Annotated in this window: 9 protein-coding genes; 2 read left to right on the top strand and 7 right to left on the bottom strand. The window is 54.2% G+C overall.

The features are described from left to right. The 3 genes from H0248_RS16085 to H0248_RS16075 form a co-directional block, all read right to left on the bottom strand. A partial coding sequence (locus H0248_RS16085; protein WP_308415667.1) for a contractile injection system protein, VgrG/Pvc8 family occupies positions 1-456 on the bottom strand: 456 nt, incomplete at its 3' end. A 564-nt stretch (positions 457-1,020) separates the two neighbouring features. Continuing rightward, positions 1,021-1,587: a DcrB family lipoprotein gene (locus tag H0248_RS16080; RefSeq protein ID WP_180786669.1), complete on the bottom strand. Its 567-nt coding sequence runs from the start codon at positions 1,585-1,587 to the stop codon at positions 1,021-1,023. Positions 1,588-1,774: 187 nt separating this feature from the next. Then, a complete protein-coding gene (locus H0248_RS16075; RefSeq protein WP_180786668.1) occupies positions 1,775-2,452 on the bottom strand; it encodes a 7-cyano-7-deazaguanine/7-aminomethyl-7-deazaguanine transporter in 678 nt (225 codons plus the stop codon). 233 nt (positions 2,453-2,685) lie between these two features. Between H0248_RS16075 and tusA the strand changes: the two genes are divergently transcribed. Continuing rightward, a complete protein-coding gene (gene tusA, locus H0248_RS16070; protein WP_014698415.1) occupies positions 2,686-2,931 on the top strand; it encodes a sulfurtransferase TusA in 246 nt (81 codons plus the stop codon). 107 nt (positions 2,932-3,038) lie between these two features. Here tusA and H0248_RS16065 read toward each other — a convergent pair whose 3' ends face one another. Continuing rightward, positions 3,039-5,402: a zinc/cadmium/mercury/lead-transporting ATPase gene (locus H0248_RS16065; protein ID WP_180786667.1), complete on the bottom strand. Its 2,364-nt coding sequence runs from the start codon at positions 5,400-5,402 to the stop codon at positions 3,039-3,041. A gap of 94 nt (positions 5,403-5,496) precedes the next feature. Further along, positions 5,497-6,126, bottom strand: a complete 630-nt coding sequence (locus H0248_RS16060) for a lysoplasmalogenase (RefSeq protein ID WP_180786666.1) — start codon at positions 6,124-6,126, stop codon at positions 5,497-5,499. A 191-nt stretch (positions 6,127-6,317) separates the two neighbouring features. On the opposite strand from H0248_RS16060, the gene H0248_RS16055 reads away from it, so the two are divergent. Next, complete coding sequence (locus H0248_RS16055; RefSeq protein ID WP_180786665.1) at positions 6,318-6,638, top strand: DUF1820 family protein; 321 nt, start codon at positions 6,318-6,320, stop codon at positions 6,636-6,638. Positions 6,639-6,726: 88 nt separating this feature from the next. Here the strand turns inward: H0248_RS16055 and H0248_RS16050 are convergent, their stop codons facing one another. Both H0248_RS16050 and rsmD read right to left on the bottom strand, forming a co-directional pair. Further along, entirely contained in the window at positions 6,727-7,002 is a 276-nt protein-coding gene (locus H0248_RS16050) for a DUF1145 family protein (RefSeq protein ID WP_161530308.1), read from the bottom strand. A gap of 29 nt (positions 7,003-7,031) precedes the next feature. Continuing rightward, positions 7,032-7,607, bottom strand: a complete 576-nt coding sequence (gene rsmD, locus H0248_RS16045) for a 16S rRNA (guanine(966)-N(2))-methyltransferase (protein ID WP_102118120.1) — start codon at positions 7,605-7,607, stop codon at positions 7,032-7,034. Between the last annotated feature and the right edge of the window lie 127 nt (positions 7,608-7,734).

Here is a 7,734-nt window from a genome sequence, read left to right as displayed (position 1 = left end):
TTCCCGATACTGCACGCAGTATTCTCGCACCGCATGCTCGTTACGCAGCGCAAAGGCGTAGTCGGTGATACCGGCTTCTTCCAGCAGCGCCCCGATAATCGCCTCCGGCTTCTGCGCCTGAAAGATGCGGGCGTTGGTGCGTAATTCCAGTCGCCACAGGGCCGGACGGACTTCTATCTGATAGCGCGTGCGCCGAAAACCGGTGTCACCCTGCGTAAAGCCGCTGATAATCCCGCTGACCCGACGTTTCAGTTCGCCTTCATACCAAATCATCAGCTCGCACGGCTGGTCCAGCACCGCGCCGAAATCGACATCCGGCAACGCGCTCGCCAGACTCAGTGACAGGCTGAAAGGCCGGTTCAGCCCTTCATCCAGCCTGAAATCCACCACCGCGAAAGTGCCTGCTTCCAGGGCACCGACCTTTACGGTGAACTGTAATCCTGTACTGTTTGCCACCCGTCCTCTCCTTCTTCCTTCGCCGTTGCCATGGCTACCGCACGCCTCGGGTTTTCCCGGAGCGGCACGTCACTATCCTGATTAAAATAAAAACCTGAGCTATGGTCTGAGTCTGCTCACACCACAGTGCATGTTGATAAAACACGACGCTGGCTAAACACCATGAAAGAGAAAACGCGGCTTTAGAGAAAAGCGCAGGAATTTAAGTTGAACAGCGATTCGGTGTGTTCACCACACGGTAAAAAGCAAACAGAGCGCAGGTTTTAGGCGGTAGGCAGAATACTAAAAACGTCCCCTGTCACATCCTTGGCGCAGGTCCTGTTGATAAATAACAGCGAGGGAAGGATAACAAGCGAAGTGAAAACCAATAGTATGAAGAAAGGACTGAAAACAGGTCAATCAATTGATTAATATTGAAATAATTTCATTTTTAAGTAAAAACATAGAGAGAGAGCGACTCTTTCTCCCACGTTGGTATAGGCAAGGTTCTCAGGTTAAATACTAAGCTGGCAGGAGCATAAATCCCCAGTGAACTGGGGATTTATTAAGAGACTGATGGGGGGATTATTTCAGCTTCAGGGTGTGGATGATGCCTTCTGCTTCGCTCTGTGCCTGCTGTTGATTGCTGGCTGGCAGTGTGATCTGCAAGGTCAGCAGTTGGTTTTCCACTTTGCCCAGCACGATAGAGGAATAAGCCTGCTGCCCGCTGCTGGTGATAATGCTGTCGAGTTGTTGCAGCTTCTTGCCGTCAACGTCGATGGTCTTGTTGGTGACAACCTGAAGGTTGGCGTCACGCGTGCGTTGATGATTTTCCAGCCGCTGCGCCAGCACGGCCAGCTCGTCCGTGGTGTTGTCGCCCAGAATCACGATGACCGCTTTCTGCCCATTGTCATTGGCGTAAACGTGCATGTTGTTCGCCTGCGTTCCCACTTTTCCACTCTGGTCACGCATATCGGCCGGCAGAGTAAACGCAATCTTGCCATCCATTAATTCAATATTCTGACCTGCGCTGGCTTCTGCGGCAGGTTTATCTTGCGCGCCCGCTTTTGCGGCGTCATCCGTTTTGCCATCACAGGCAGCAAGCAGGCCGACAAGCAAGCCGACACCGAGGTATTTTATGATATTCGACATGGGATCCCTTTCTCTCGTTTTTGAAACAGATAATCGTTTTAAACAGGTAATAACAGTATGGCACCCTATTCAGATAGCAAAAACAAGCATTTTGTTGTTGCAAACCGTTGTTAGTACCTGCGTTATTTTTACAAAACGATGAGTGACTTGATGAGAAAAGGCGGCGCAAATGGCCGCCTGACAGGCATTAATGGTGGCTGCTGACGGAGTGATAGTCGGGTGTGTCTTTCTGCTCGCTCAGACGTTTGAGCACCATGTTCAGCATGACACCGTACATCGGCAGGAAGAACGCCAGACTGATCAGCAGCTTGAAGGCATAATCCACCATCGCGATTTCAACCCAGTTTGCCGCCATGAAGGCATCGGTGCTGCGGTAAAACGCAATGAAGAAAAAGGCCAGCGTATCGCTGAAATTACCAAATACGGTCGACACAGTCGGCGCGATCCACCACGCGCGTTTCTGGCGCAGGCGGTTGAAGACGTGAACATCCAGAATCTGGCCGAGAACATAAGCCATGAAGCTGGCACAGGCGATACGTGCCACGACGATATTTATCTGATTGAATGCCTCGAACGACTGCCACGATCCCTGATAAAACAGGCTCGACACCAGATAGGAAATGACCAGAGCAGGCACCATTACGGTCAGAATGATACGACGCGCCAGCGGCGCACCGAAAACCCGTACCGTCAGGTCAGTTGCCAGAAAAATAAACGGGAAGGTAAACGCGCCCCAGGTGGTATGAAAACCGAAAATCAATACCGGGAGCTGAACCAGATAATTACTCGACGTAATGATCAGGACATGGAACAACGATAGCCAGATCAGCGCCGTAAGCCGCTGCTGGGGAGTAAAACGATACATAATGTGACCTTTTTGGTTATTGGGGTTAGGGAACCCAAGAGATAACGTGCAGATTTATGCTGCAACGCGGCGGCATAATACGCAATTGTTTCGCTAATGCAATTATTTCGCTACGGGTATGTGCTTTGCCAGGAAAAAATGGTTGTTTTCTGCGCAAACGTTGTCGTCGCTTGCGTCGGGAAATCCTCAGCGTAAACTAAGGCGGTTTTTTGATTCCTGTACTGAGAACGTTGATGACCGATCCCTTTACCAACCCGGATAAAACCCTTGATGCACAGGGGCTGCGCTGCCCTGAACCTGTAATGATGGTGCGTAAGACGGTACGCCAGATGGAAACCGGGCAAACGCTGCTGATTATTGCCGACGATCCGGCCACCACCCGCGATATTCCCGGTTTTTGCGTGTACATGGAGCATGAGCTTCTGGCGCAGGAGACCGAACAGCTTCCCTATCGGTATCTACTGCGCAAGGGTCACTGATACTCAGTGCGTTATTCTGTACGCTGAAGTTTGTTATTAGGAGAAACACGGGGATGAGGTTCCCGTAGGGAGGCCTCGCCCCGTGGTCGCTCCGTGTATCTCGACCGTCAGTTCTGTTTTCTCAAGAGCCGCAGCGCGTTAGCGGTGACCAGCGCGGTTGCGCCGGAATCCGCCAGCACGGCGAGCCACAACCCGGTAATGCCCAGAATACTGGTGACTAGGAATACGGCTTTCAGCCCCAGTGCGATGGCAATGTTCTGCCGAATATTGCGCTGCGTCGCCCGCGACAGGCTAATCATTGCCGCCAGCCCAGTCAGGCGGCTGTGCGTTAAGGCTGCATCGGCCGTCTCCAGCGCCACATCCGTACCGCTTCCCATTGCAATCCCGATCGTTGCGGCTTTCATCGCCGGTGCGTCGTTGATGCCGTCGCCGACCATCGCCACAGGATGCTGCTGACTCAATTCGCTGACCGCCGTGACCTTATCGGCGGGGAGCAGGCTGGCACGGTAATCAATCCCTAATGTCGCCGCAATCGCCGCCGCTGCGCGGGGATTATCGCCCGTGAGCATGACCCCACGAATCCCCAACTGCTGTAAGGCATCCAGCGCTTCACGCGCATCGTGACGTAGCGTATCGCTCAACGCCAGCACGCCGAGCAGGCTATCGTCCTCTTGCACCACCACGACGGTTTTTCCTTGGTTTTCCAGCGCCTCAACCCGCTGTAACCAGTCGGTATCAAGCAAGTCGGGTGCGACACGAGTCGGCGCGCTGACCTGAATCCGCTTGCCGCCAATCGTACCTTCCACGCCGACACCCGCCAGCGCTTTGCGGTTTTCCGCCATTGGCAGGAACGTGCTGCTGGATCGCGCATGCTGGACGATCGCTTTGGCAAGCGGATGGTGCGAACCGGACTCCACGGCGGCGGTGCGTGTCAGCAGCGCCGTTGCGCTCACGCCCGCGGCGGGCAATACGTCCGTTACCTGCGGCTTGCCTTCCGTCAGCGTACCCGTTTTATCGAACGCGATAGTCTTGATGTTGCCCAGCGACTCCAGCGCCGCGCCACCTTTAATCAGCGCTCCACGGCGCGTTGCGGCGGCTAGCCCGGACGTAATCGCCGCAGGTGTTGAGATCACCAGCGCACACGGACAGCCGATTAACAACAGCGTCAGGCCGCGATAAATCCACTCTTGCCACGGCTGCGCCAGCAGCAACGGCGGCACCAGAATCACCAGCAGCGACAGCAGCATGATGGCTGGCGTGTAATAGCGGCTGAATTTATCGAGGAAGCGTTCTATCGGCGCACGGCGCTCTTCCGCTTCTTCTATCAGTTGCAGAATGCGGTCGATCGCACTGTTGCCCGGCTGTGAAACCACGCGCAACTGCACAACCCGATCGACACACAGGCTGCCAGCAGCAATTTTTTCACCGGGTGTGCGCTCAACGGGTACCGATTCGCCGGTCAGGGCGCTTTCATCAAAGCTGGCGTCGCTGTTCAAAAGCTCCGCATCGGCGGGAAGACGTCCACCGGGCGCGACTTCAATCACATCGCCGGGAACCAGACTGGCGACAGGCACGAGACGCCGTTGCCCGTTGACGATCGCCGTGGCGTCTTCGGGAAGCAGCGCCATCAGTGCCGTTACGCCCCGTCGTGCGCGGTTGGCCGCGTAAGACTCCAGATATTCGCCCAGCATAAACAGCAGCAAAATGACCGTCGCTTCGGTGGTGGCACCAATCAAGAGTGCCCCGATGGAAGCCACGCTCATCAGCGTTTCAATCGCGAAGGGGGTGCCTGTGCGAATGAGTTGTATCGCTTTTTTCAGGATTGGCATCAATCCGACAATTGTGGTCGCGATAAACGCGATCTGCCCGCCACGCTCGCTGAGCAGGGAAAGCCCCCAGCTTGCAGCAGCCAGCAAAGTGAAAAGAAGTAAGAAACCATATTCGTGCACGAAACGACGCACGGTAGATGTATTCGGGGGAACGACGGGGAGTGCGGTGTCCTGCAAGGTAAAGCCCGCTTGCTGGACGGCATGTTGAACCTGAGGACGAATGTCGGTGTAGGCATCAACAACCAGTTTTTCGGTGGCGAACAGCACTTTGGCTTGTTCAATTCCGGTGAGATTTTTTACTGCATTTTCGATTTTACGTGCGCAGCTGGGACAATCCATCCCGCTGATTTTCCAGCTGAAACGCTGGTTGGATCGGGGCCTGTCGCCGTCTCCGCCGTCGGGGTCGTCTGAATCCGCGCTGCCGCCGCTGTCTGACGAGTGCTGCTCTGTGCCGCAGACGCTCTGTACTGCGGCGTCAGAGGTGTGTTTGGTTGAACAACAGCTGTGGTCGGCGTGGTTCGAATGCTGCGCGTGCTCGTTGCAGCAGCTTTTGGTGCTGTGTGCGGTGCTGCGTGGCGCGTGGTGAACGCCGTTATTGCAGCAGGCTGATTTCTCAGCGCTGTGGTGCTGATGAGAGTGCATGTCTTCCTCCTGGGTGATTAGTGATAGCCATTCTCATCAGGAACTTTACACCGCCGCTCAATGCTTAGCCAGATTTTCGTGAGCGGCGTCAACGTCAGAAATAGAGGGAGCGAACGATCAGGAAATGGCCGCCAAAATAGCCCGCAGCCACAATCGCCTGATGGGCACGGAATGGGAAACGGTAATGGTGAATCAGCCAGGCCGCATGGGCGATAAACAGCAGCACGGTGCCCGTCAGCAGGGAGAAATTCGCGTTTGTCCCCAGCGCAAAATACCGCTCGCCAGCAATCCAGACCATTAACGTCGTCATGATGATGAATGCGCAGGCGGGCCAACGCTGTGTTTCTAATCGTCCCCAGATAATGGCGATCAAGATCGCGGCCAGAATGATGAGCGTTAATGCCAGCGGCCAAAAGAACGTGAGTGAAATCTGTCCGGTAAAAAAGCTAATGGTGTACAGCAGATGGGAGAGGAAATAAGCACCAAACGCGTAAAGCAGGCGCTGAGTTGGCAGCAATAGCAGGGTGTCTGCGACCAGCGTTGCCAGCAGCCCCAGTACAATCAGATAGCCCGGCACGCCAAGCAGCGGCGTCTGCCAGGCCAGAGCCAGCAGCAGTAGCATTGTGACCGGTTTGAATAACCAACGTTGCCACGTTGGACCACGGTAGCTGGCGTCTACATACAACCAACCAGAAAAAAGCACAGCAATAAATGACCAAAGCATAGCGTGTCCTTTTTGTGTTTTTGTTTGTGTCAGGATAAAAATAAACCGTTCTTTATTCAGTGTAGGGGATTGTGGGGAAGTTAAACAACACGGGGCGAGACGGATGCGACTTCTGTGAGCTTCATGGTATGTTATCGCCTGTTTTTATTGTAGATGGGCGCCGTGAAGTCTAGAAGGGAGCATTGTGTTGAATGAGTAATGAATCCGCGCTTTATCGTATTCAATTTATAAATAACGGTAAGAATTACCAGCTTTACGTGCGTGAGTTGGTGCAGAGCAGCCTGTTCGGTTTTATTGAAATTGCCGACTTCGTGTTTGATAGCCAGTCTACGGTGCTGGTTGACCCGTCAACCGAGAAACTGAAAACGGAATTCTCCGGCGTTAGCCGCAGCTTCATTCCTCTACAGGCGATCATTCGCATTGATGCCGTGACGGAAAAAGGCAGCGCGCGCATTTCTGATTTAGGCGACAACGTTACCGCGTTCCCTTATCTTCCCAGCAAGAAACCCTGATTTTTCGGCGCGTGTCCTTTGAGCGAAAGGGCACACGCTTTATTCGCGTTGTGCCTCAATTCGGATTGTGCCCCAGCAGAGGGAGCGATTACGGTTTCGGTGGCTTAGGCTGCTTTTTCTGCCACGCCAGCAGTTCAAACACGCCAAAAAGGAAAATGCGAGCCTGAAGCGCGCGGGTCAGCGCGGGGCTGTCTTTCGGCTGGCTGGATTTTAACAGCAGCAGTTGAAAACCATGCATCAGGATCATAAACACCATCGCCACGGTCATAAAAATATTCAACGGCTTGGGGAACGGCTGAATCAGGTTAAGCAACAAAAATCCCCACACGCCCAGCATCAATAGCCTGCCAAGGTTAATCAAAATCATCTCTTACCCTTACGTTGCTGCGAAGATCATTGACGAATGTATAAACGGTAGGCGACCTGACCCGCGATTTTCTCACGGTGCAGTTGCCAATTTTCCGGAATAGTCAGTTGCGCATTTTCCGCCTCGGTTTCCACGTAAATCCACGCGTCGGGTGCCAGCCAACCCTGTTGTTCCAGCAGGGCAAGCGTGTTGTTCAGCAGTTCTTTGCGAAACGGTGGATCGAGAAACACGACGTCAAACGGCGTGCCCGGCTTCGCCAGCCAGCTCAGGGCATCCGTATTGATCACCTCGGCGTTTTCCGCCCGAAGCAGTGCCAGATTTTGCGTTAACTGCTGCGCGACTGCACGCTCCATCTCCAATAATGTGGCGTGTGCGGCATAACGGGATAAGGCTTCCAGCCCGAGCGCGCCGCTGCCGGCAAAGCAGTCCAGACAGCGTGCCTGTTGAATGACGGGAGCCAGCCAGTTAAACAGTGTTTCCCGCACGCGATCGGTGGTGGGACGTAAACCGGGGCTATCAGGAACCGGAAGTTTTCTGCCGCGCCATTGACCACCGATGATTCGGATTTGTCCGGCGGCTGACGATGCATTTTTTTTAGCCATAGCTCACAGGGTTATTGTTGTGCCGCATCATCGTGGTGTGGATACGGGCAGGAAATTTCTGGCGCTATTCTAGCGGCGGTTACGTGTAGAGGGAATGTTAAGATGGGTGTTAAAGCGCTTAACCCAA

It is taken from the genome of Pectobacterium brasiliense (assembly GCF_013449685.1).
GTDB lineage: Bacteria > Pseudomonadota > Gammaproteobacteria > Enterobacterales > Enterobacteriaceae > Pectobacterium > Pectobacterium brasiliense_A.
The sequence above is the reverse complement of the archived record's forward strand: the minus strand, read 5'-3'. Positions and strand labels throughout refer to the sequence as shown.